The organism is Pantoea rwandensis (assembly GCF_002095475.1).
Lineage (GTDB): Bacteria > Pseudomonadota > Gammaproteobacteria > Enterobacterales > Enterobacteriaceae > Pantoea > Pantoea rwandensis.
In genome coordinates, this window is sequence record NZ_MLFR01000001.1 from 408267 (window position 1) to 427748 (window position 19482).

The following is a 19482-nucleotide window of genomic DNA, read 5'->3' on the forward strand; positions in this document are numbered from 1 at the left end:
GGCCCGGAGAGTGAAAATCAGCGAGCAAACTCCGCCGTGGCATCAAGCAACACGTCCCAGAAATACGCAGCCATGGAGTAATCCACCAGCAACCAAAACTGTTCTTTATTCGGCAACGAGGCATTGATGATTAACGCATTGGCGCGCGCGACAGAAGTTTGTGCCACTGCGCCAGGCAGGAATTTATCCGACGAGAGGTCAACCGCACACAGCTTCGCCATCACTGCTGCTTGCTGATCGCCGCTTATCGCCAGCCACGCGTGCGTGTCCTGGCGCGGCAGCATAAAGCAAGAAAGCTCGTTCATTTGCCATGACTGCTCCTCGTGTTGAATTCGCGAGGGTGCATCTACGGAGGCCAGCAGCAAGAATTCAGTTTGTGATAAACGCGCGACCAGCGAGCCGTCGTTTTGCCAGCAGCACTGATTTGGCTGATCGGGCAGCACAAAGCCACGTTGTTGTAGATACCAGGCAGCGTGGCGTCCGCGAAAACCCACGCGCGCCTGATGCGAGCAGTCGTGGAGTGCGATAGCGCCGTTATCAATAGACGCTGACTGAAGATGGTCTAGCGGTCCTGCCGCCAAAACGTGCATGTTTTGCATCATTACAGCTCCTGTCGCTGGTTTTCAGCATCATAAAAGGGCAACTTCACCACTAACGCGGTGACTTCCCTGCCGCCTTCAGTGCGAATGGTAATGCTATCGCCTGGAGTTGCGCGATCTGCTGATGCATAGGACATGCCAATTATCGCGTTCAGCGTGGGGGAATATTCACAGGACGTGACATTGCCGGTGATCCGTTCGCCTTCTAAGACTAAATGACCTTCCAGCGGAAGCGGCGATGCAGCGGGCAGTGTGAAAGCCACCAGTTTACGCACCGGCGGATGAGCATCGAGAATATCGATGGCGCGACGGCCAATAAATTCCGGTTTGGCTCGATTGACCGCCCAGCCCATGCTGATCTCCCCCGGATGGCTCATGCCGTCGGTATCCTGCCCGATAATCACGTGCCCTTTTTCCAGGCGCAACAAACGCTGAGCTTCCACGCCAAAGGGTTTGATTCCGTAAGCGGCCCCTGCTCGCATCAGCGCATCCCACAACGCCTGACCATAGCGGGTCGGCACATGGATCTCATAACCCAGCTCGCCAACAAAGCCCACACGTAACAGGCGCGCGGGTATACCGGCCACCTTGCCTTCACGGCAGGCTAAATAGGGGAAGGCTTCGGCACTCAAGTCGAGCTCGTCACATAACTGGCTCAGCACCTGACGCGAGTTGGGTCCCGCCAGATTGACCGCCGCCCACGCAGAGGAGACGTTGGCGATATCCACATCCAGCCGCCAGCGTGTGTTCCACTGCAACATCGATTGATACACCCGCGCCACGCCACTGGTGGTGGCGGTGACATAGAAGTGGTTCTCCGCCAAACGGCAAGCCACGCCATCGTCAATCACTACGCCCTGTTCATTGGTCATCAGCGCATAGCGCGTGCGTCCCACAGGCTGTTTGATAAAGGCAAACGTATAAAGACGGTTGAGGAACTCTGCGGCATCCGGGCCGCGCAGCTCAATACCGCCCAAGGTCGAAACGTCAATCAGTCCGACGTTATTACGCACATTGAGCGCCTCTGCCTGCACTGCTGTTTTTTTGTCGGAGGCAGGCACCGTTTGATACCAGCCAGGACGCAGCCAGTTGCCTGCTGGCATCATTTGCGCCTGCAAAGCCAGATGGCGTTGATGTATGGCCGTGACGCGCCACGGATCAAAATGCCGGCCCGCCAGATGCGCCAGGCTTTCTGCACTGAATGGCGGGCGCGCGGTGGTGACGCCGGTTTCGCTCACGCTGCGTGCGGTGGCCTGTGCCACTAACCGCGCGGTCGGTAATGCCGAATGACGCCCTTGTGACGGCCCCATGCCGACGGTGGAAAAGCGCTTTACCAGTTGCACATCGCGATAGCCGTGTTTGGTGGCATTAATGATGTCGTTAATTTGCAGGTCTTCGTCAAAATCGACAAACTCTTTCCCTTTCGGATGAGCGAAGATTGGCCATGGATGATTAATACGCGGTTTTTCTCCCTGCTGTGGTGGCAACGCGCTGATATTGTGATTGATTCCCAACTGTTGCAGCACCATACGTCCGGCGTGGGTGCCATCCTGCACCACCTCCTCCAGCCCGTGCCAGCCGTTGATCGAACCGGCGGTGAACATGCCCGCAGGTAAATGGCTCAGCGTAAAACTGGCGCTGGCATCGTCATAGCTGAGTTTGCCACCTGCCTGACACGGCAGTTGCCAGGCAGGCATATACCCCGCAGACATGCAGAGCAAATCGCATTCAATAACTTTACCGTTCGGTGCCACTTTCCCCTGACCGATAATGCTGCGCACCTCCACCGAAGAGACGCGCCCAGTGCGGTCAGCAAAGGCTTCATAAACTGCGCTATTAGCTATCAGTTCTATGCCCGCATGTTGCAACGGTTGCGTCATCGCCCCATCCGGCAGTTGGCTGCGCAGGTCGACAATTGCGGCGACTTTAACACCTTGCTCATATAACGTCAGTGCTGCCAAATACGCATCGTCATTGCCGGTCAGTAATACAGCTCGCTGACCCGGTTTCACACCGTAATGCTGCATCAAACGCTGGGCAGCACTGGTTAACATCACACCTGGCAGGTCGTTATTGCGGAAAATCACCGGCTGGTCGTAGGCACCCGCAGCGATAACACAGCTGGTTGCACGTACTTTGTACATGCGCTGCCCCTGAATCACCGGTAAATAGTGATCTTTAAACCAACCATTGCAGGTCGCATTAAGCAGTACGCGAATGTTCGGGTGCGTTTCCACGCGGCTGGTTAAAAACTGCAACACCTGTTCAGTCTGTTGCGCCTCGGCGGCCATCCTTGCCCAACTCAGTGCGCCACCGAGTAGCGGAAGTTGCTCAACTACCATCACCTGCGCACCGCTGTCCGCGGCGGTCAGCGCAGCCTGTAATCCTGCCGGGCCACCGCCGACCACTAGCACGTCACAAAACAGATACGCCTTGTCGTAATACGCTTCTTCGATGTTGAGATTCAATACGCCCAGACCAGCTTTACGGCGAATCAGCGGTTCCCAGCGTTTCCACATGCCCTTGGGTTTGTAGAACGCGCGATAGTAAAAGCCCACTGGCATAAAGCGTGAAAACAGCTGCATTTTGGCGTCGCGATCGTTATCCAGCGATCCGTTGTAGTTCTGACCGGTGACGGTGAGTCCCTGGGTTATTGGTTGCACATCGGCCAGCACATTGGGTTCATCCGGCAACTGCACCAGCGTATTGGCATCCTGACCAAACATGCTGAGTACACCGCGTGGACGATGGTATTTGAAGGAACGCGACAAAAGTTGACGCCCGCTGGCAATCACCGCGCTGGCAATCGAATCACCGGCAAAACCGCTCACCGGCTCACCTTCAAAAGTGAATTGTAGCGGTTGTCGCCGATCGATCAGGCGCCCCATGGGAGCCGCCAAGCGTTTCTGACTCATGATGTCACCTCCATGGCTGCGCTGATGCTGGCGGGTAACGCGCTGCTGTGAGGATTGGGAAACACTTCGCTGGCGTCAAAGGTACGGATCACTTCATCGGATAGTGTATTGCGCTGTGCAAGGAACCAGTAACTCGACGGCGTGTGGAACCACCATTCGGTCACCACACCAGCCTGGTTGTCTTCATAAAACACGTAATCCGCCCATTCACGATCGCTACAGCTCAGCTGGTCTGGCACGGTTTTCAACTCGCCACCGTAGGCGAATTCAGTGATATTGCGCGGCCCGTTAAGCGGGCAATGCATAATTTTCATCTGGCTTTCCTTTAGTGGCTGGCCGCCGTAGCGCCCATTTCATTAACCTGCTGGAAGCGTGCAAAACGCTCCAGCTTAAACGGGGCGATCAGTTCCGGCGTTTTACCGCCGCTGGCGACTAACTCCGCCATGGTTTTGCCGCAAATTGGCGTGGCTTTGAAGCCCCACGTGCCCCATCCAGCATCGAGGTAGTAATTCTTGACCGGGCTTTCGCCCATGATTGGGCTGTAATCGGGTGTCATGTCGGTGATCCCCGCCCACTGACGCATCAAGCGCGCTTTCGCCAGGAACGGGAACATCTCAATACCGTGAGCGATCAGACTTTCTTTCAAATCCAACGTTGACCGGGTGTTGTAGAGCGGATAAGGATCAGAACCCCCACCGAACACCACTTCGCCACGGCTGGTTTGCTGCACGTAACAGTGCAAGGCCGACGAACTGACCAGCGGATCAAGAAACGGTTTCACCGGCTGCGTCACCATGGCCTGCAAGGGATACGACACCACCGGTAAGCGAAAACCGGCTTTTTGTGCCAGTAGCGAGCTGTGCCCCGCCACGGCCTGCACCGCACAGCCGCAGCCCACGGTGCCGCGGTTGGTTTTCACCGCTGTAATGCGTCCCTCGGTGATCACCAAATCTTCCACCTCGGTCATTTGATGAATTTCCACACCGCGCTTTGCTGCCTCTTTGGCATAGCCCCAGGCCACCGCATCGTGGCGCGCGGTGGCGCCATCAATATGCCAGAGCCCAGCCAGCACCGGCAGATTGCCGGGATCGAGGTTAAGGGTGGGTACCAGCTCTTTGATCTGCTGACGATCAATCATCTCGGTGCGACCACCAAAGTGCTTATTGACCTCAGCACGCTGTCTGAAGGCGCGTACCGTGCTGTCGGTGTGCGCCAGCGTCAGCTGTCCGCGTTCGGAATACATGATGTTGAAGTCAAATTCGTTCGACAGATTCTGGAACAGCTTCACCGACTCGCTGTAAAAACGCACGCCTTCAGAGGTGAGATAGTTAGAGCGGATCACTGCGGTATTTCGCGCCGTATTACCCCCTGCCAGATAGCCTTTTTCCAGCACGGCCACATTGGTGATACCGTGGTATTTCGCCAGATAATAGGCAATGGCTAAGCCATGGCCGCCCCCGCCGATGATCACCACGTCATAATGTTTTTTCAGTTCACGCGGTGCGGGGATATCCACTTCTGCCGGATATTCTGACGACAGCCCGTATTTCAATAACGCTAATGGCATCTTCGCTCTCCTTAACCCGCCGCTTGCTGAAGTTGCAACTCAGCCGCCAGCACGGTGTTTTGCATCAGACAAGCGATAGTCATTGGGCCGACACCGCCGGGTACAGGGGTGATCGCTTTTGCCACCAGGCTCACGCTGTCGTAATCCACATCCCCCACCAGTCGGCTGCTGCCGTCTGCACGGGTTATGCGGTTAATGCCGACATCAATCACCAGCGCGCCGGGTTTTACCCAGCTGGCATCAATCATCTGTGGCTGGCCTACAGCCGCAATCAGGATGTCTGCCTGACGCGCCAGTTGCGCGGCATCCCGGCTGCGCGAATGCAGCGTGGTGACCGAACAGTGTGCATGCAGCAGCAAACTGGCCATCGGTTTACCCACAATGTTGGAGCGACCAATCACCACTGCGTGTTTACCGCTCAGATCGCCGCCGTACTCCTGCAACAGCAGCAGGCACCCCAGCGGCGTACACGGTGTGATCACCCGTTGGCCTTGAACCAAGCCGCCGGCATTTTGCGGATGAAAACCATCCACATCTTTCACTGGTGAAATGGCCCGTACAATCGCGGCTTCATTAATCTGCGGTGGCAACGGCAGCTGCACTAATATGCCGTGTACCGTGGGATCATTATTTAATTCGGCAATGGTAGCGAGTAGGCGCGCTTCCGTTAGTTGTGCATCAAAACGTAACTCAATCGATTTGATACCGACTTGTTCGGCGGTACGTAATTTATTACGCACATAAACCTGGCTAGCGGCATCATCCCCCACCAGCACCACCGCTAAACAAGGCCTTATGCCCTGCTGTTTTAACTGGCTTACTTCTTGGGCGGTGTTTTCCAGTAATTTGGCCGCACTTTTTTTGCCATCGATATTGATGGCTATCGGTTGCGAGGTCAGAGTGGTTGTCATCAGAAAATCACCGTTTTATTTTCGTCGAGGAAGACACGATGTTCAGTGTGATATTTCACCGCACGCGCCAGCGCAATGGTTTCAGTATTTCGTCCTACCACGATCAGGTCATTGGGACGATGTGTGTGATTTACACGTTGCACTTCTTGATCGATAATCGGTCCTTCATCTAAATCAGAAGTCACATAATGCGCCGTGGCCCCAATCAGTTTTACGCCACGCTCATAGGCCTGATGATAAGGCATCGCCCCCTTGAAACCGGGCAGGAACGAGTGATGAATATTGATGGCCCGGCCCGCCAGTTGTTTACACAGGTTATCCGAGAGAATCTGCATATAACGCGCTAACACCACCAGTTCTGTTTGCGTTTCCTGCACGATTTTTATCAGCTCGGCTTCTTGCTGTGCCTTGTTTTCTTTGTTCACCGGCAGGTAAATAAAGCGGATACCTTCTCGCTCTGCCATGGGCCGCAAATCCAAATGATTGGAGACAATGGCGGTGATGTTAATATTCAGTTCGCCCTTATTACGTCGATAGAGCAGATCAGTCAGACAATGGTCAAACTTACTCACCATCAGCAACACTCGCATCGGCTCAGACGTATCGAAAATATCCCACTGCATGTTTAAACGCTCGGCTATCGCGGCGAAATCTTTTTTTAGCGTGACAATATCTGCGCTGAGGTTTTCATTAAAACGAAAGCGCGCACGCAGAAAGAAATGCCCCAGGTGCTCATCGTCATATTGTGACAACTCGCTGATGTAACATTGACTTTGACTCAGAAAACCCGTCACCGCGGCGATAATTCCCGAAGTCGCAGGACAGGTTGCAGTAATAATGAAATCACGGACAGATGCAGACATAGCCACTCCACACAGGTGAATGAATTAATTGATGAGTGAATGAATATCAGCTTTATGACAACCAAAAAGCCATATTGCGATTCTTATTTAACACAATTAATTCATCTCGCACTGCTTGTCTAGCGACATTTTATAAATCACTCAAATTCATTCATTGCTCATTAATTATTGATATATGAATCTTGATTTTCATATTTGAATAATTAGTTGGATTTTATTTGCCGGTGAAGAGCCGCATTTAAATCACGATAGTTAAGTGCCATGACCAAGCCCCAAATTGGGGAGATTTACCCCGACAAATATTCATTGCTGATGACGGCTGTTAACGAATTGAGGCTGTCGCCCTAAGCAATCCATTCAAACTTATAGATTAAATTAACGTAATGAATTGAAAAAATTGAACATTATACTTTTCATCCAACAACCCAATCATTCTGGCACGGCTCCTGCATTTTCCTGACAGTGAAAAAATATTCCTCACGAGAATACAACACGGCCCACGCACTCAAGCAGCGTGCTCCATTTCATCGCGGTTAAGAGGTAGTTATGTCACCTGAACAGGCCAGGCAGTTTTTGCAGGACAACAACGTGCGTTATCTGCTCGCACAGTTCGTTGATATTCACGGCGCGGCCAAAACCAAATCGGTGCCGGTTAAGTGCTTGATGGATGTGGTGGAAAAAGGCGCGGGCTTTGCCGGTTTCGCCATTTCAGGCATGGGTATGGAGCCGCAAGGACCCGATTTCTGCGCACGTGGCGATCTCAGCACCTTGTCACTGGTGCCATGGCAGCCGGGCTATGCCCGTATTGCCTGCAACGGTTACGTCAATAAGCAACCGCACCCTTATGACAGCCGTGTGGTATTGATGAAACAGGTTGAGCGGCTGGCTGAAAAAGGCTGGACGCTCAATAGCGGCCTGGAGCCGGAATTCTCTCTGTTCACGCGCGGCGAAAATGGCACCCTGCTGCCTGCCGATAGCAGCGATACGCTGGCAAAACCCTGCTACGACTATAAAGGCTTGTCCCGCGTGCGCCCGTTCCTGGAAAAACTCACCGAGTCGCTGCAGGAAGTCGGTTTTGATGTCTACCAAATCGACCATGAAGACGCCAATGGCCAGTTCGAAATTAATTATACCTACAGCGATGCACTCACTTCCGCCGATCGTTTCACCTTTGTGCGCATGGCAGCGGCAGAAATTGCCCATGACCAAGGTTTGTTGTGCTCATTTATGCCGAAACCCTTCGCCGACCGCCCCGGTAACGGTATGCATTTCCATCTGTCGATGGCCGATCGTGACGGCAATAACATCTTCCATGATGCCAGCGATCCACAAGGGCTGGGCTTGTCGAAAATGGCCTATCACTTTATGGCAGGCATGCTGCATCACGCCAAAGCCCTGTGCGCTTTTGCCGCGCCCACCGTCAACTCTTACAAACGCTTAACCAGTGGCGGTTCTGCCACGGGCGCAACCTGGGCGCCGGTGTTTATTACCTACGGTGACAACAACCGATCCGCCATGGTGCGAATCCCTTATGGCCGCCTTGAGCTGCGCCTGCCTGACACCGGCGCAAATCCTTACCTGGTGCATGCGGCCATTATCGCTGCTGGACTGGACGGTGTGGCGCGTCAACTTGAACCCGGCAAAGCGCAGAACGGCAATTTGTATGCCCTTTCTGCACAGGATTGCCAACGAGAAGGCATTGAACTGCTGCCGCAAAACCTGAAAGAAGCGCTCGATGAACTCGCAGCGGACGCGATCTTGCGTGAGTGCATGGGCGCGGAGATTGTTGACGAGTTCATTAAGGTTAAGCGCCAGGAGTGGCACGAATATCACCGTCATGTCAGCGAGTGGGAAACCCGTCGCTACCTCGAATTCTTTTAATGTAACCCTGCAAAGCAAAGGAAATTCTATGTGTGGAATTGTCGGACTCTATTTTAAAAACGCGGCGATGGAGCAGCAGTTGGGCGATCTGTTCCGCCCAATGTTGATCTCGATGACCGAACGTGGCTGCGACAGCGCTGGCTTTGCCGTGTACGGCGACGAATACGATGCAGGTATCAAACTGACATTGCGCAGTGATGATGCCAGCTTTAACTGGAACGGCTTGGCCGACCGCCTGGCGACCGACTTTGGCAAGGTTGATGAGTGGTTCCAGAACAACAGCGTCGCGGTGTTTAAGCTGCCCACCGATGAAGCCAGCGCACTAACGTGGTTGGCGCAGCATGCACCGGAAATTGATGTGATGAGCGCCGGACACAGTATCGAAATCCTTAAAGGTGTCGGTCTGCCGGCAGAAGTCGCCGATCACTTTAATCTCGGCAAGATGAAAGGTAGCCACGCAATTGGCCATACCCGTCTTGCCACTGAAAGTGCCGTGACGATCCAAGGCAGCCATCCGTTCTCCACCGGTATGGATCTTTGCCTGGTGCACAACGGTTCTCTCTCTAACCACAATCGCCTGCGCGAAAAACTTAAGCGCACCGGGATTCAGTTTAAAACAGAGAACGATTCCGAAGTGGCTGCGGGCTATCTCGCGTGGCGCCTGGCGCAAGGGGATTCATTGCAAGTGGCGCTGGAGAACGCGCTTAAAGATCTCGATGGCTTCTTTACCTTCACCATCGGCACGCGTGATGGCTTTGCGGTGCTGCGCGATCCGATCGCCTGTAAACCAGCGGTGATCGCAGAAACTGATGACTACGTGGCGATGGCCTCCGAATACCGTGCGCTGGCAAATTTGCCGGGCATCAAGGACGCCAAGGTGTGGGAGCCGGAACCGGCAAAACTTTACGTGTGGGAGCGCAACAGCACCCAGACCGCAGGAGCAGTGTGAATATGAAAACTTACGACTTAAGTCACGGCGTGCGCGAACTGAATCAGGCATTGCACGATGCCAACCTGACTAAAGAGATCAAAAGCTGGCAGGTAATTAATCCGGCCGGTGCGCACAACATCGCCTGCGGCGTGAATGATGAAGTGGATATCACCATTGACGGTCATGCCGGTTATTACTGCGCGGGAATGAACCAGAAAGCGGCGATTACCGTGCAGGGTAACGTTGGGGTCGGCGTAGCGGAAAATATGATGTCCGGTTCAGTACGCGTAAAAGGTGATGCCTCGCAATCTGCGGGCGCGACCGGCAACGGTGGTTTGTTGGTGATTGAAGGTAATGCGGCCGCTCGCTGCGGCATATCGATGAAAGGCATCAATATCGTGGTGAAAGGCGATATCGGCCCGATGAGCGCCTTTATGGCACAGGCCGGGTGTCTGGTGGTGTGCGGCAATGCCGGTGAAGCACTCGGCGATTCGCTGTATGAAGCACACATCTATGTGAAAGGCAGTGTCGCCTCATTAGGTGCAGATTGTGTGCAGAAAGAGATGCGCGCGGAACACATCGAAGAACTCGGTTTGCTCCTGCAACAAGCCGGCTTCGATGAGTCACCAACCGCCTTTACGCGCTACGGTTCGGCCCGTCAGCTTTACAACTTCAAAGTGGATAACGCGTCAGCGTATTAAGAGTGGAGAACACCATGAGCGATAAATACAATCCGGCGTTGCGCGAATCCGCCACATATACCCGTTCGGTGATTGCCGAAATCCAGCGTGCCGCTGAGACCGGTATCTATGATATCCGCGGCTGGGGTGCCAAACGTCAGGTGCCGCATTTCGACGATTTGCTGTTCCTCGGTGCCAGCATGTCACGTTATCCGCTGGAAGGTTACCGCGAAAAATGCAGCACTGAAGTGGTGCTCGGTACGCGTTATGCCAAAAAGCCGCTGGTGATCAGCACGCCAGTGACGATAGCGGGCATGAGTTTTGGTGCTTTATCGGCACAGGCCAAAGAGGCCTTAGGTCGCGGTGCATCGGCTGTGGGTACCTCAACGACCACCGGCGACGGCGGTATGACGCCGGAAGAACGCGGGCAATCAAGCAAGCTGGTGTATCAATATCTGCCATCACGTTATGGCATGAACCCGGACGATCTGCGCAAAGCGGATGCCATCGAAGTGGTGCTGGGCCAGGGCGCAAAACCCGGTGGCGGCGGCATGTTACTGGGGCAGAAAATCTCTGAGCGCGTGGCAAAAATGCGCTGCCTGCCGCAGGGCATCGACCAGCGTAGTGCCTGCCGTCATCCTGACTGGACCGGCCCGGACGATCTGGCGATTAAGATCGCGGAACTGCGTGAGATCACCGACTGGCAAGTACCGATTTACGTCAAGGTGGGGGCAACCCGTACTTACTATGATGTGAAACTGGCGGTGCAAGCCGGTGCTGACGTGGTAGTGGTTGACGGCATGCAAGGCGGGACAGCGGCAACCCAAGATGTGTTTATCGAACATGTGGGCATTCCGACCATGGCAGCGATCCCGCTGGCAGTACAGGCATTGCAGGAGCTGGGCGTGCATCGCGAAGTGCAGCTAATCATCTCCGGCGGTATCCGTAATGGTGCGGATGTCGCCAAAGCTATCGCCTTGGGTGCCGACGCGGTGGCGATCGGTACCGCTGCGCTGATTGCCTTGGGTGATAACAACCCGCGTTATGAGGAGGAGTATAAAAAGCTGGGCTCAGCCGCTGGTTTTTATGACGACTTCCAGGAAGGCAAAGATCCAGCAGGGATCACCACCCAGGATCCCGAGCTGAGCAAACGTCTCGATCCTGAACTGGCCGGCAAAAAACTCGCCAATTATTTGCGCGTGCTGACACTGGAAGCGCAAACCCTGGCGCGTGCCTGTGGTAAATCACATCTGCACAATCTGGAGCCAGAAGATTTGGTGGCATTAAATGTGGAAGCGGCGGCCATGGCACGCGTGCCGCTGGCAGGCACCAACTGGATTCCCGGCCAAGATCTAAAATAACTCCCCTCCACGCCTCTGCTTTGCGGAGGCGTTTCTTTGTCTGCTACTGCTGAGGTGCGTAATGAACCGAACGATGCTATTCGCGTTGCCTGTTGTGCTGTGCAGCTTTCCGGCGTTTGCCGCACCGACATTAAACAGCGGCGACGCGGCTTTTATGTTTGTCACCGCGCTGTTGGTGCTGCTGATGACCTTACCAGGACTGGCGCTGTTCTATGGTGGCATGGCGCAGAGTAAGAATGTGTTGTCAGTGTTGATGCAGGTGTTTAGCGTCACGGCGCTGGTCGCGATTCTGTTCACTCTGTATGGCTATAGCTTCACCTTCACCGATGGCAAAGCGTTTAACAGCGTCATAGGCGGCAGCGAAAAAATCTTCCTGAAAAATATCACGGTTGATTCGCTGGTCGGCACGGTGCCGGAATACGTCTACATCTTCTTTATGATGACGTTCGCGGCAATTACGCCTGCATTGATCACCGGCTCGTTCGCTGAGCGAGTCAAATTCAGTGCGGTTTTAGTATTCATGGTGATCTGGGCCACCATCAATTACATCCCTTTGGCGCATATGGCATGGGGCGGCGGTTGGATGGCGGCTTTGTCGGTGCAAGATTTTGCCGGTGGCAACGTAGTACACATCAATTCCGGAATTGCGTCTTTAGTGGCCGCGCTGATGATTGGTCGTCGCCAGAACTTTGGTAGCGTGGCACTCACCCCGCACAACATGACGATGACCATGACCGGCGGTGCGATGCTGATGTTAGGTTGGCTGGGTTTCTGCGGTGGCTGCGCGCTGGCGATTAACGCTACGCCATGCTGGTGGTGCTGAACACGCTGTTAGGTGCCTTCGGAGGAGCGGTGGCGTGGATGTTCATTGAGTGGCGGCTGCAAAAACGCCCCAGCTTGCTGGGTATCGTCAGCGGCGCGGTAGCCGGGATGGTAGGCATTACACCCGCCTGCGGCTATGTTGGGCCGGTGGGCGCCATTTGTGTTGGCATCTTGACCGCGCCCTGCTGCATGGCGTTCGTCACGCTGATCAAACATCGCTTGAATTTGGATGATGCTTTCGATGTGTTCGCCATTCACGGCATCGGCGGTATTGTGGGTGGCCTACTGACGCCCATTTTTGCCCTGACTGCCTTAGGTGGCAGCGGGTTTGTGGCTGGGCGCGTGATGGGTGAACAGTTGCTGATCAACGCGGGCGTGATCGTCTTTAGTATTCTGTTTTCCGCCATCACCAGTTGGATGGCGTTAAAACTCACCGGCGTATTATGTAATGGCTTACGGGTAGACCGCGAAGACGAATTTGATGGTTTAGATCTCACGACGCACGGCGAAGTGGGTTATCGCAACAGCAACGTTTAAACGCTCGACATCCCGGACACACCGGGATGTCATCTCGCTGCTTAAACTTCCATTCCCGCGCGATATTGCCCCCACTTCAGCACCGAGTTCACGCCAATCGACAGGAAAGGTTCCGGTGGCGTTTGGTTCGGGCCTGGCGACTGGGTGAGAAAATCAATCAGTTCGTTGCGTTCGCCCGCGATCATGTCGGCAATTAACTTACCGGTCGCCGTACCACGCGTAATCCCCAATCCGTTGCAACACAGCGCACCGTAGACGTTGGGTGCCAGTTTACCGAAGAAGCCTTCGTGGTTTTCCGACAAGCAAATCGCGCCGCTCCAGGTGTATTCGAAATCGACTTTGGGCAGCATCGGGAAACGACGCTCAAAGGATTTGCGATGGTTCTCCAGATACTGTGCCAGGTACTTCTCTCGCGGGCGTCCATCTGGATGGAAACTAAAGCTGTTGCGCACCAGAATACGGTTATCAATCGTGCGACGAATGGTGCTGCCAAAAGGATGCGCTGGAATCACCCCCCACACCGCTTTACCACCCAAACGTGTTTGCTCCTCTTCAGTGAGTTGACGCGACAGGCTGCCATACAGGAAGGTCGGCAACAAACGGCGCTGCAGGAAACCAAAGTGCGAGGCAAATCCGTTATTGGCGAGAATCAGCGTATCGGCGGTGATGCTGCCTTTGTCGTGCACCAGCGTCACTTTTTCACCGTAATCAATCGAGGTGATGGGCGTGTACTCATAGAGCGTGACGTTGGCCGGTAGATTGTTCGCCAATCCTTTTACCAGCGCTGACGGCTGCAACAAGACCGTGCCCGGAATATAAAGCGCCTGCTTGTAGTAGGACGTGCCGATGTGATCGGGCAAATCTTTACCCGAAATCATCTCAGAATCACGACCAATCTTTGCCAAGCCACTGCGGTAGGCTTCAAGGATCGCCGTGCCCTCTTCGCCCACCGAAGCCTGATATTTGCCGGATTCAGTCATCTGGCATTCGATACGATGCTCTTGCACGATCTGGCGTAGGTAGTTCTGGCCCAGCGTGTTGAGCTTGAGAATTTTGTTGGCGATGGTGACATCACCAATGTAGTCCTTCGCGCCAATATCGTGCGGCACGTCGATAGCAAAACCGGCGTTACGCCCTGCCGAACCGAACCCCACCTCCTGCGCCTCAATCAGCACCACTTCATCGTGAGGGAAATTCAACGCCAGCTGACGCGCTGCCGCCAGGCCGGTTAAACCCGCTCCTACAATGGCGAAGCGCGCTTTCTTCTGGCCAATATGCGCCGGACGCGGGGTGCGCGCTGCGCTGGTATGAAACCAACCCGGCATCGAATCATCGGCGGGCAGAGAGGTGATCTTTTGCAATTCCGTTACTCCAATACACTTTTGAGTGATGACCGCTCTTAAGCAGGCACCTTGTAGGGTTTGTTATGGGTATAAAGCGTAAAGCCGACATGCATTTTCAATGTATATTTCATGTATACTTGATGTATCAAAATTTAATGAACATGATGAAATGTTGTCAACGCGAGTAGTGCAAGGATGCGTAGTAGATCGCAAAATTTACGGAAGTGAGGGCTGATGATCGGAGTAAGAAAGGACGTTTGCTGATAGATGAAGGATTCAACTGGCGAATAAATGTGGCTGGGTCAGCCAAAAGCTATTGCCTAGGCCCCCGAAAGGTGCGGCGCCATTCGCTAGGGCTGACGTTAAAACGTGCCTTGAAACTCTGGCGAAATGAAATAGGCGACTGATACCCCGCCAGTGAAGACACCGTTTCAATGCTGTGATCGGTAGTTTCCAGTAGTTCCTGGCTGCTTTGCAGGCGTTCAGCATTGAGCCACTCTCCCACCGTCATCCCTGTCGCTTTGGTAAAATGGCGACTGAGCGTTCGCCTGCTCATACTCACCAACGCGGCAATCGATTCAATGTCATGCCTTTTATCCAAATTGCGTCGCAAGTGGTCGATAAGATCATTGATCTGCGTGTCCCGCGTTGTCTCTGGAATTGCCCGTTCAATGTATTGAGCCTGCCCACCTTCACGATATGGTGGCATGACCATTCTTCTTGCGACGCGGTTCGCCAACGCCGTTCCATAATGTTCACGCACAATATTGAGACAGCAATCAATGCCAGCAGCCGTGCCTGCCGAGGTAATCAGGCGCTCGTCGCTGGTATAGAGCGCATTACTGTCGAGCCGGATCTCAGGAAAGCGGCGAGCAAAGTCGCTTTCAAACTCCCAATGCGTCGATGCGCGGCGGTTATTAAGCAAACCAGCGTAGGCGAGTACGTACGCGCCCAGACACAACCCAACCACTTCAGCACCACGTTGCCACGCCTCATAAAGCGCTTTAAGCAATCCAGCAGCCGGTTTGGTTGCGGGATGTTCCCAGAACGGCACGATAATGATGTCTGCCGTATCTAGCAATTCAAGTCCGTGCTCGACATTGATGGAAATGCCGATATCCGATTCCACCAGGCCAGGCTGTTCAGCACAAATCGCTACGCTAAACAGTCCCGGTTCCGGCATCGCCTTGTCAAACACCATGGACGGAACCGAGAAGTGAAACGGACTGAATCTTCGGGTGGCGACAACAGCCACGTGCAGAATGGGCATAATGATCACCTGAACTGATGGAGTCTTCAAACGCATTCCACCAGCTTTAACGGGTGGAGTATGTGTCTTTAAAATGAACGGGTTCTGACCTTTAGAACATTAACGTCTCACCGTCTTCAGGTACTAACAGGTTCTTATCAATGCCGTTCTCTGCCGCAAAGTTCCGTAGCTCGCTGCGGGAAAGCAGGCAATGGTTTATCGCTTCCATATGCGAAGCCACTAGGGTAGCGGATGGCAAAGCCTCAATCGTACGCAAGGCATCCTGTTTACCCATGATGATCGCCCCAATCCCATCGACATTGGCAAACCCTATGTTCAGGACAATGACGTCAGGTTTATGGGTGAACAGGCTTTCTTCAAAGGGCTTGACCCAGATGGTATCGCCAGCAATATACAGCGTTTTTTCTGTGCTATGGGAAAATACCAGCCCACATGCATCGCCCAAACGTTCAGCAACTTCAGGTATGGCATAGGCTTCGTCGCTTCCGTGTTGACCATCGGTTTTAACGACCTTGATCCCCGCTATCACATTGGTATCAGACAAAACATTCACGTTGCTAAATCCCTGTGAACGAATCAGGTCTGCATCACTGTCATTTTGCGTGTAAATCATGCTGTCTTTAGCGATCTGCTGCTGTGCTGCCTCATCCCAGTGGTCGAGATGAGTGTGGGTCACAATGATAGCGTCAACATCCAACAAGTCGGCAATCGGTAATGGTAATTCCACCATCGGATTACGCAGATGAGATCGTGCCGTTCCGGTAAAACCAGGCCAGGACTCTTTATCCGACAGCATCGGGTCAATAAGGAAACGTGTACCCGCGTATTCCAGTTTCAACGTTGCGTTGCGTATTTGTGTCAGTTTCATTTTCTACTCTCTTTTGTGAGCCCACCCTGATAGTGAGCACACAGTATAGAAAGCTGACAAGATGGGCGTGAGATGTCCTTAGGTCATTCTTCGATGAAATAAGGTCATATCCATGATGTTACCTTAAGGGCTGCCACTTTGGCGTTTCGGTTGGCTTTTCACGGTTCAAAAACTCAAAATAAAATTGGGCGATAACAAAACTGGGGTCTTCCTTTAATGAACCATATGGTTTTGTTAATATCTAATGCCTCATAAAGGAGAGACCGATGCGCACGCTGACTGAACAGAAAAAAAACGAGATCCTTACCTCTGCATCATCCGTATTCCTTGAACAAGGTTATGAGCGGGCCTCAATGGATGGTGTTGCAAAGCAGGCGGGCTGTTCAAAAGCCACGCTTTACAACTATTTCCCTTCAAAAGAGAGCCTGTTTGAAGCCGTAGTGAGATCGTTCAGCACCCACTATCTCACGCGGGCAGCCGATGAGTTGAGATCCAGTGACAATGCTGCTCTCGGTTTGACCGACAAACTACAGCGCTTTGGTGAAGGCATGCTTGGCGTCATGATGTCTGACTGGAAGGCTTTGCAGCTTTACCGGATTGTGGTGGGAGAAGCAGGACACTCAGATATTGGTGAACTGTTTTACGAATCTGGCGTCCGCGAAAGTATGAACGCGCTGACGGCGGTGATGGCGCACCATATCGAAAATGGCGAATTGAGCGGGAGCAACGCTGCACAGCGTGCAAAACAATTTTCTGCTCTGGTAAAAGCGGAAGCTGATGAACTTTTTCTCCTACGTAAGCTGCCTGTATACACACAAAGCGAAGTGATCACCATGGTTGAAAGCGCTGTTGATCTGTTTCTCAAAGGAGCCGGTAATCACCGTATTTGAGACTAATGCCAAGCCACAAAAGCTGATACTAAATTGATGCGCTCTCTAGGATGACGAGTGTCAGCGCACCCACAATAATCACAACCACACTTTCAATGAATAGCAGCAGCAGAACGTCTGCTGGATGTGCTCTCCAGACCCTGACGGTATAGTCTCGGCGTCTCCTCAACCTAAGTCCCATGATATGCACCGCCTCCCTGATATTGATTGCGATCCGACAGATAATCAACAGCAATAGCGTAGCGCTGACGCCTTGCCACATAGGTCCTTTGAAAGTGATGACCTCATCCAACCCCAGCAGCCTGCTAATCATCGACATGGCTCCAAGAGCAGGATGGCGCGATCCTCCGTTCACTCGAATCCTCTTCTCTCAAGGAGAAGGTAAACAAGACCGTTCGCCATCCCGCATTTCGCATTCGTTATTGCCTCACCCCAGTGGAGAAACTCGCTGAAACATCTTCTTGACAGAAATAGACTATACGATCTTAACTATACCGTACAGTTCATTTATGATCATTTTGATGGAGAATAACCCATGTCCTTGAAGCACCGTTTATGGTTTCGCCCCCTTCTCATCGTTTCAGCCATTGCTGTTGCAGGTTGTTCGTCAACGGCACCGGTTAAATACGCCGGTATCTCGTCTTCAGCACAGATGTCGCCCAATTCCGCAGAGGATAGCGATCACATTCCTTACCGCTATTCTGCGCCCGTAGACTGGAGCAAATATCGCAACATCACCATTGAACCGGTAGCGATCTACAGTGGCAGCGATGGCCAGTTTAACGGGCTGACACAAGACGATCGCCGTCAGCTGGCAGACTATATGGGTAAAAAATTTGAGGAAACGCTTGCCGAGAAATTTGTCACGCATGCCTCTGCCACCAATGGCCCAACATTAAGACTTAAACTGACGTTGACCGGAGCCGACACCACACCTCAGGTGATTGGCACCTTTACCAAATTTGATCTCGCTGGCGGCCCTTATAATATCGTCCAGTCTGTGCGCGGCGGGCGGGGTCTGATGAGTGGATACGTCAACTATGCGGTGGAATTGGAGGATGCAGCAACGCATCAACTGCTACTGGCTTACGTTGCGGAACAGTATCCGAATGCCATGAACGTCGGCGCTACGTTTGGATCCCTCAGTGCCGCGGAAACCGGCATCGACAAAGGTGCAGACCAACTGGTTAAGACGTTGCGCTGAGTAGAGAGAGCCTGCTCGATGCTGAGAGAATCCCGTTGAGCAATGAGATCGTAAGAATCGGTAGCTGAAGATTCAGCTACCGTCATTAACATTAATCAGGCAGACAACCATCGTGCCGCTTCCGCTTTCATTTTGGCTTCGAGCTCACTGCCACGCGTCGCAAATATCCGCCCGAGGGGAAATCCGCTTTGCTCCAACAGATAGGCCAGTGCGGCATATTCACGCGGATAATTCACCACCACGCTCTGATCTATCTCGACCAGACCTAATGGGAAGATAAAGGTACCTACATCATAAATGCTCTGGCGGCGGAACAATCTCCATACGCCATCCCTTTTCTCTGCCAGGTCATAAAACCGGTTATGACATTCGCAGCCCAGGTTGAGTTTGATGTTCTCGGCAATGATCATCGCATTAGTTTCGAGGATGGCTTTATCACCACGGGCGTTAAAAGTTACCACGGGAGCAGCGATGAGGTGCTTAGTGCGCAAATCCGATTGCCCCATCCGCATTGAACCCTCAACAAAATCGCTCCCCAGCCCTTCAAACCACGTGATTTCGATCGTGCCATCGGGATGAAACAGTTCGCGTAACGCGTCCCACTCGCCTAAGTCGCGATGCATCCAGCAATTCATCAGATCATTGAGTTGCTGGCGATCCTGAAGTTGATTTTGCATGAAGGAATTTCCTGTTAGTTGATGTCCGAAGCGGGTACGACACGTCACTTAAGAATAGCGTAGAGGCGAATATGGCGTAGCATCGTATGAATGAATGTGGCTTGGCGGCTTGTGCAGCGCTATAAAGATTCAGACAGTAGCAAGTGATGGGCACTCAATGAGG

The 19482-nt window shown here is 53.2% G+C and carries 18 protein-coding genes; 8 read left to right on the forward strand and 10 right to left on the reverse strand.

Going from position 1 to position 19482, the window contains the following annotated elements:
- Positions 1-17: 17 nt before the first annotated feature.
- The 6 genes from HA51_RS01820 to purU are packed head-to-tail and all read right to left on the reverse strand — an operon-like array spanning position 18 to position 6855.
- Positions 18-602: a sarcosine oxidase subunit gamma gene (locus HA51_RS01820; RefSeq protein ID WP_211282883.1), complete on the reverse strand. Its 585-nt coding sequence runs from the start codon at positions 600-602 to the stop codon at positions 18-20.
- The gene (locus HA51_RS01825; RefSeq protein ID WP_084931576.1) at positions 602-3514 is read right to left on the reverse strand and encodes a 2Fe-2S iron-sulfur cluster-binding protein; all 2913 of its coding nucleotides are present in this window, start codon (positions 3512-3514) and stop codon (positions 602-604) included. Before HA51_RS01825 ends, HA51_RS01820 begins: the two co-directional genes overlap by 1 nt.
- On the reverse strand, positions 3511-3828 hold the full coding sequence (locus tag HA51_RS01830; RefSeq protein WP_084931578.1) for a sarcosine oxidase subunit delta: 318 nt from the start codon (positions 3826-3828) through the stop codon (positions 3511-3513). The genes HA51_RS01825 and HA51_RS01830 overlap by 4 nt, the downstream gene beginning before the upstream one ends.
- Positions 3829-3839: 11 nt before the next feature.
- Entirely contained in the window at positions 3840-5081 is a 1242-nt protein-coding gene (locus HA51_RS01835) for an FAD-dependent oxidoreductase (RefSeq protein WP_084931580.1), read from the reverse strand.
- Positions 5082-5092: 11 nt separating this feature from the next.
- On the reverse strand, positions 5093-5992 hold the full coding sequence (locus tag HA51_RS01840; protein ID WP_084931582.1) for a bifunctional 5,10-methylenetetrahydrofolate dehydrogenase/5,10-methenyltetrahydrofolate cyclohydrolase: 900 nt from the start codon (positions 5990-5992) through the stop codon (positions 5093-5095).
- Positions 5992-6855, reverse strand: a complete 864-nt coding sequence (purU, locus tag HA51_RS01845; protein ID WP_084931584.1) for a formyltetrahydrofolate deformylase — start codon at positions 6853-6855, stop codon at positions 5992-5994. Before purU ends, HA51_RS01840 begins: the two co-directional genes overlap by 1 nt.
- 546 nt (positions 6856-7401) lie before the next feature.
- Here purU and glnT point away from each other — a divergent pair.
- The 6 genes from glnT to HA51_RS27630 all read left to right on the forward strand — a co-directional run bounded on the left by glnT (position 7402) and on the right by HA51_RS27630 (position 13067).
- Positions 7402-8736, forward strand: coding sequence for a type III glutamate--ammonia ligase (glnT, locus tag HA51_RS01850; protein WP_084931586.1), 1335 nt, complete (start codon positions 7402-7404; stop codon positions 8734-8736).
- A 28-nt stretch (positions 8737-8764) separates the two neighbouring features.
- Positions 8765-9685 (forward strand): class II glutamine amidotransferase, encoded by a 921-nt coding sequence (locus HA51_RS01855; protein ID WP_084931588.1) that lies wholly within the window; start codon positions 8765-8767, stop codon positions 9683-9685.
- A 2-nt stretch (positions 9686-9687) separates the two neighbouring features.
- A complete protein-coding gene (locus tag HA51_RS01860; RefSeq protein ID WP_084931593.1) occupies positions 9688-10368 on the forward strand; it encodes a GltB/FmdC/FwdC-like GXGXG domain-containing protein in 681 nt (226 codons plus the stop codon).
- Positions 10369-10382: 14 nt separating this feature from the next.
- Positions 10383-11708 carry an FMN-binding glutamate synthase family protein gene (locus HA51_RS01865; RefSeq protein WP_084931594.1) on the forward strand — a complete coding sequence of 442 codons (1326 nt, stop codon included), beginning with the start codon at positions 10383-10385 and terminating at the stop codon, positions 11706-11708.
- A 61-nt stretch (positions 11709-11769) separates the two neighbouring features.
- Complete coding sequence (locus HA51_RS27625; RefSeq protein ID WP_211282884.1) at positions 11770-12531, forward strand: ammonium transporter; 762 nt, start codon at positions 11770-11772, stop codon at positions 12529-12531.
- The gene (locus HA51_RS27630; RefSeq protein WP_211282885.1) at positions 12516-13067 is read left to right on the forward strand and encodes an ammonium transporter; all 552 of its coding nucleotides are present in this window, start codon (positions 12516-12518) and stop codon (positions 13065-13067) included. Before HA51_RS27625 ends, HA51_RS27630 begins: the two co-directional genes overlap by 16 nt.
- Before the next feature lie 41 nt (positions 13068-13108).
- Here the strand turns inward: HA51_RS27630 and HA51_RS01875 are convergent, their stop codons facing one another.
- The 3 genes from HA51_RS01875 to HA51_RS01885 all read right to left on the reverse strand — a co-directional run bounded on the left by HA51_RS01875 (position 13109) and on the right by HA51_RS01885 (position 16548).
- Positions 13109-14428, reverse strand: coding sequence for an NAD(P)/FAD-dependent oxidoreductase (locus HA51_RS01875; RefSeq protein WP_084931595.1), 1320 nt, complete (start codon positions 14426-14428; stop codon positions 13109-13111).
- 295 nt (positions 14429-14723) lie between these two features.
- On the reverse strand, positions 14724-15680 hold the full coding sequence (locus HA51_RS01880) for a GlxA family transcriptional regulator (RefSeq protein ID WP_084931596.1): 957 nt from the start codon (positions 15678-15680) through the stop codon (positions 14724-14726).
- A gap of 91 nt (positions 15681-15771) precedes the next feature.
- A complete protein-coding gene (locus HA51_RS01885; protein ID WP_084931597.1) occupies positions 15772-16548 on the reverse strand; it encodes an MBL fold metallo-hydrolase in 777 nt (258 codons plus the stop codon).
- Positions 16549-16814: 266 nt separating this feature from the next.
- On the opposite strand from HA51_RS01885, the gene HA51_RS01890 reads away from it, so the two are divergent.
- Both HA51_RS01890 and HA51_RS01900 read left to right on the forward strand, forming a co-directional pair.
- Positions 16815-17438, forward strand: coding sequence for a TetR/AcrR family transcriptional regulator (locus tag HA51_RS01890; RefSeq protein WP_084931598.1), 624 nt, complete (start codon positions 16815-16817; stop codon positions 17436-17438).
- 535 nt (positions 17439-17973) lie between these two features.
- The gene (locus HA51_RS01900) at positions 17974-18642 is read left to right on the forward strand and encodes a DUF3313 domain-containing protein (protein WP_084931600.1); all 669 of its coding nucleotides are present in this window, start codon (positions 17974-17976) and stop codon (positions 18640-18642) included.
- Positions 18643-18737: 95 nt separating this feature from the next.
- On the opposite strand, the gene HA51_RS01905 is transcribed toward HA51_RS01900, so the two are convergent.
- On the reverse strand, positions 18738-19319 hold the full coding sequence (locus tag HA51_RS01905; protein WP_084931601.1) for a nuclear transport factor 2 family protein: 582 nt from the start codon (positions 19317-19319) through the stop codon (positions 18738-18740).
- Positions 19320-19482: the final 163 nt, after the last annotated feature.

What these genes read in the sequence shown, in the direction of transcription:
- HA51_RS01865 (WP_084931594.1), top strand. Translation starts at nt 10,383, where the DNA reads ATGAGCGATAAATACAATCCGGCGTTGCGCGAATCCGCCACATATACC.
- HA51_RS01905 (WP_084931601.1), bottom strand. Translation starts at nt 19,319, where the DNA reads ATGCAAAATCAACTTCAGGATCGCCAGCAACTCAATGATCTGATGAAT.
- purU (WP_084931584.1), bottom strand. Translation starts at nt 6,855, where the DNA reads ATGTCTGCATCTGTCCGTGATTTCATTATTACTGCAACCTGTCCTGCG.
- HA51_RS27630 (WP_211282885.1), top strand. Translation starts at nt 12,516, where the DNA reads ATGCTGGTGGTGCTGAACACGCTGTTAGGTGCCTTCGGAGGAGCGGTG.
- HA51_RS01825 (WP_084931576.1), bottom strand. Translation starts at nt 3,514, where the DNA reads ATGAGTCAGAAACGCTTGGCGGCTCCCATGGGGCGCCTGATCGATCGG.
- HA51_RS01860 (WP_084931593.1), top strand. Translation starts at nt 9,688, where the DNA reads ATGAAAACTTACGACTTAAGTCACGGCGTGCGCGAACTGAATCAGGCA.
- HA51_RS01900 (WP_084931600.1), top strand. Translation starts at nt 17,974, where the DNA reads ATGTCCTTGAAGCACCGTTTATGGTTTCGCCCCCTTCTCATCGTTTCA.
- HA51_RS01840 (WP_084931582.1), bottom strand. Translation starts at nt 5,992, where the DNA reads ATGACAACCACTCTGACCTCGCAACCGATAGCCATCAATATCGATGGC.
- HA51_RS01830 (WP_084931578.1), bottom strand. Translation starts at nt 3,828, where the DNA reads ATGAAAATTATGCATTGCCCGCTTAACGGGCCGCGCAATATCACTGAA.
- HA51_RS01855 (WP_084931588.1), top strand. Translation starts at nt 8,765, where the DNA reads ATGTGTGGAATTGTCGGACTCTATTTTAAAAACGCGGCGATGGAGCAG.
- HA51_RS01890 (WP_084931598.1), top strand. Translation starts at nt 16,815, where the DNA reads ATGCGCACGCTGACTGAACAGAAAAAAAACGAGATCCTTACCTCTGCA.
- HA51_RS01820 (WP_211282883.1), bottom strand. Translation starts at nt 602, where the DNA reads ATGATGCAAAACATGCACGTTTTGGCGGCAGGACCGCTAGACCATCTT.
- glnT (WP_084931586.1), top strand. Translation starts at nt 7,402, where the DNA reads ATGTCACCTGAACAGGCCAGGCAGTTTTTGCAGGACAACAACGTGCGT.
- HA51_RS27625 (WP_211282884.1), top strand. Translation starts at nt 11,770, where the DNA reads ATGAACCGAACGATGCTATTCGCGTTGCCTGTTGTGCTGTGCAGCTTT.
- HA51_RS01885 (WP_084931597.1), bottom strand. Translation starts at nt 16,548, where the DNA reads ATGAAACTGACACAAATACGCAACGCAACGTTGAAACTGGAATACGCG.
- HA51_RS01880 (WP_084931596.1), bottom strand. Translation starts at nt 15,680, where the DNA reads ATGCCCATTCTGCACGTGGCTGTTGTCGCCACCCGAAGATTCAGTCCG.
- HA51_RS01835 (WP_084931580.1), bottom strand. Translation starts at nt 5,081, where the DNA reads ATGCCATTAGCGTTATTGAAATACGGGCTGTCGTCAGAATATCCGGCA.